This window comes from Streptomyces sp. NPDC022910, assembly GCF_055561075.1.
Genome location: NZ_JBVHHL010000034.1, coordinates 77,346 through 80,854, shown reverse-complemented (window position 1 = coordinate 80,854; position 3,509 = coordinate 77,346). Strand labels below are relative to the sequence as shown.

At 69.1% G+C, this 3,509-nt stretch carries 2 protein-coding genes and 1 pseudogene; all 3 read left to right on the top strand.

Annotation, left to right across the window (positions count from 1 at the left end; genetic code table 11):
* The first annotated feature begins 599 nt into the window (after positions 1-599).
* The 3 genes and pseudogenes from ACZ3TS_RS27885 to ACZ3TS_RS27875 all read left to right on the top strand — a co-directional run bounded on the left by ACZ3TS_RS27885 (position 600) and on the right by ACZ3TS_RS27875 (position 3,343).
* Entirely contained in the window at positions 600-1,973 is a 1,374-nt protein-coding gene (locus ACZ3TS_RS27885) for an alpha/beta fold hydrolase (RefSeq protein ID WP_467623124.1), read from the top strand.
* Positions 1,974-2,057: 84 nt separating this feature from the next.
* Positions 2,058-2,150: pseudogene (locus ACZ3TS_RS27880) on the top strand (TetR family transcriptional regulator); the annotation flags it as partial.
* Between the two features lie 398 nt (positions 2,151-2,548).
* Positions 2,549-3,343, top strand: a complete 795-nt coding sequence (locus ACZ3TS_RS27875; protein WP_467623110.1) for an SDR family NAD(P)-dependent oxidoreductase — start codon at positions 2,549-2,551, stop codon at positions 3,341-3,343.
* Positions 3,344-3,509 lie beyond the last annotated feature (166 nt).

Here is a 3,509-nt window from a genome sequence, read left to right as displayed (position 1 = left end):
CGGCGAGTACTTACTGGGTGGTGCCACGTCTTGCCTCTCGTTTCCTTACGTAGAGATCCTATTGGGTCCCTGTCCGGAAACTTCGGGGCACCTCAAGTCGAATGCGCCGCTGATGGCGGGTTCTCGACTGTGCACGGTTGGCGCGCGACTCGGAAGATCTTGGCAGCGTTTCAGCACGCAACGTCCACAAGACAGCGTCACATGTGAGTGTGACCGCCGCTTCGTGGGGGTGACGCCGTGGGGACCGTCGAGATCGTCGGGCTAGAGGCCGCCGCCCAGAGTGAAGTCGACGAAGGTGCGCATCGACCGCGACCGCGGGCTCATCCCGGACGGCCTGCACCTCGACCCCACGGCCGGGGCCGGGCCGAGGAGTTGTCGAGACGCACGGGACGCACGGCGAGGAACCGGGGACGCACGAACACTATGAACAGAAATGATCGAGTCATGGCCCAAAGGGCCGCCCGTTCCTAGCATCGCGGCGCGAAGAGGCGCCGACGAGAGCAAGGAGCACAACCTTGATCAGGCGAAACCCACCACGGCAGACAGGCACAAGCGTCCGCACGAGACTTCGTCAGGCCCTGGCCGTCGGGGCGGCGAGCATCGTCGTCGGGGCGCTCACCTGCACGGCGCCCGCCGCAGCGGACACTCAACGCCCCGCAACAGCCGCCTGTCCCTCGGACCTTGCAGAGAAGGCCACGTGCTACACCGGCCAGGACTCCAACGGCGCCTACTACGCGATCGCCGTCCCCGAGCACTGGAACGGCTCGCTCATCGTGCACGCCCACGGCGGCCCCGACCTCGGTGACGGCTCGGACCCCGCGCGCAGCCTCGACGACCTGGGGCGGTGGTCGGTCATGGTCGACCAGGGCTACGCCTGGGCCGGTTCGTCCTACCGTCGCGGGGGCTACGGCACCCGGATGGCCGCCGCTGACACCGAGAACGTGCGCCGCCTGTTCGTCTCCGAGTTCGGCAGGCCCAAGAGGACCTACGTGCATGGCCAGTCCTGGGGCGGGAACGTCGCGGCCAAGGTCGTCGAACTCTACGGCAAGAAGAACGGCCCCTACGACGGGGCGCTGCTCACCAGCGGGGTCCTGGCCGGCGGCTCCCGCGGCTACGACTACCGCGTCGACCTGCGGGTGGTGTACCAGTACTACTGCCACAACCACCCCCGGCCGGCCGAACCGCAGTACCCCCTGTGGCAGGGGCTGCGCGACGACTCCACCATGACGACCAACGGCCTGCGCGCCCGCCTGCAGGAGTGCACCGGCTATGCCTCCGCCCCGCGGGACCGCACCATGCTTCAGCAGCGCAACCTCGACGACATCCTCGCCGTCACGAAGATCCCCGAGCGCACCTTGGAGTCCCACTTGCGCTTCGCCACATTCACCTTCCGCGACATCGTCCTGGGCCGCCTCGGAGGCCGTAACCCCTTCAGCAACCAGGGCGTGCGCTACTTCGGATCACACGACGACAAGGCCCTCAACACCGGAGTCGAACGCTTCGCTGCCGATCCGACCGCCGTCCGGGACCTGTCGTACGACAGCGACCTCACGGGCAGGGTCGCCATCCCCGTCCTCACCCTCCACGCGATCGACGACCCGACGGCATTCGTCGAGCATGAGGCGGCCTACCGCGCGACGCTCCAGGGCGCCCACCGCGACAAGTATCTGGTGCAGACGTTCACCGAGGAGCACGACCACAGCCAACTGAGCAACTCTGAGTACGCCGACTCCATTTCCGCCCTGGACACGTGGGTACGCACCGGGCAGAAGCCCACCGCGCAGTCGGTCGCGGCAGCGTGCGCGGACTTCGACCGGACCTACGGCACCGGGTGCTTCTACAACCCGGGCTTCCGCCCCTCGCCCTACTCCTCACGCGTCGACGCCCGACCGGGCGGAGTCGACTGGCCGGCCATGACCGCCGCACAGGAGAAGGCCTGGAGCCGCATCGAGGGTGTCGGCATAGCCCCCTGAGGACACAGCGCCGCTGGTGAGCGACGCTGAAGCGGGTCTCTGTCGTAAGCCGGGCGCAGTGATGCGCAGCAGAACCGCGCGCGGATCCTCGCTGTCGCTCGTGAGGCGCTCAGGGACGGCGACGCCTCCCTCAACTCCATCGCCAAGCGCGCCGGCGTCGGGCCCGGCACTCTCTACGCGCCCTCGACAGCCTCCGGACGCGGTTCTGAGCGATCGGTCCACCGTCCCGTGCCGGAACGCGGCTCAGTGGGCGCGGTCGGACGCCGGGTCCGTCCGGACAACCGCGGAGGGGTCTCGGCGATGGAGGACTCTCCGGTTCATTTCGGAGCGTAACGGAGACCTCTCCGGACGGAAATCCGGAGAGGGGGCACGCGCGCCGATGACGTGAGCGTCTCGCGTCGCGGGCCCCTCACGACCGCAACCACCCGGAAGGGCGCCGTGCGGTTGTCCCAGTCCCAGAGCAGGCGCACCCCTTCGCCGAAGCGGCCATCCGGGGGCGGAAGTCCAGAACCCCTCGTGTCGGGGCGGTACCACGGGTACCCAAGCGATTGCACGCACACGAAAGGGCTGACGAGATGCAGATCGATCTGAAGGGCCGTACGGCACTGGTCACCGGCTCCACACAGGGCATCGGCGCGGCAATCGCCGCCGGACTCGCCCGCGCCGGGGCCCGGGTGGGCATCAACGGCCGCGTCGCAGACCGCGTGGAGGACAGCATCGCCCGACTGACCCAGGACGTACCCGGAGCCGATCTGGTGCCGGTCGCGGCGGACGTCACGACCGAAGACGGCGCGCGCCAGGCGGTGGAATCCCTGCCACAGGTGGACATCCTCATCAACAACCTCGGGATCTTCGGCGCACAGGAACCCCTGGAGATCACCGATGAGGAATGGCGGCGGTACTTCGACGTGAACGTGCTGGCCGCTGTGAGGCTGACCCGCCTGTGTATGCCGGGCATGACCGAACGTGGCTGGGGACGCGTCCAGTACATCGCCAGCGACTCAGCCGTCGTCATCCCCGCGGAGATGATCCACTACGGCATGTCCAAGACAGCCCTCCTCGCAGTCGGCCGGGGATTCGCCAAACAGGCCGCCGGCACGGGTGTCACGGTGAACTCCGTCATCGCCGGCCCCACACACACCGCAGGAGTCGAGGACTTCGTCTATGAACTCGTCGACCGCGAGCTGCCCTGGGACGAGGCCCAGCGTGAGTTCATGCGCAAGCACCGCCCCCAGTCCCTGGTGCAGCGGCTGATCGAGCCGGAGGAGATCGCCCACATGGTCGTCTACCTCAGCTCCGACCAGGCATCGGCCACCACCGGAGGCGCACTGCGTGTGGACGGCGGATACGTCGACTCCATCCTGCCGTGAGTCGCCGGGCGGCATGGACGGCTTCGGCCTGCGACAAGCCTGAGGGGCAGACCTCTTCACCGGGTCACCGGCGTACAACCGGCGGGGGGGGGGGGGGGGGGGGGGGGGGGGGGGGGGGGGGGGGGGGGGGGGGGGGGGGGGGGGGGGCGGCGGCGCCGGCGGGCCG

Coding starts and splice junctions, on each gene's coding strand:
- ACZ3TS_RS27875 (WP_467623110.1), top strand. CDS start 2,549: ATGCAGATCGATCTGAAGGGCCGTACGGCACTGGTCACCGGCTCCACA.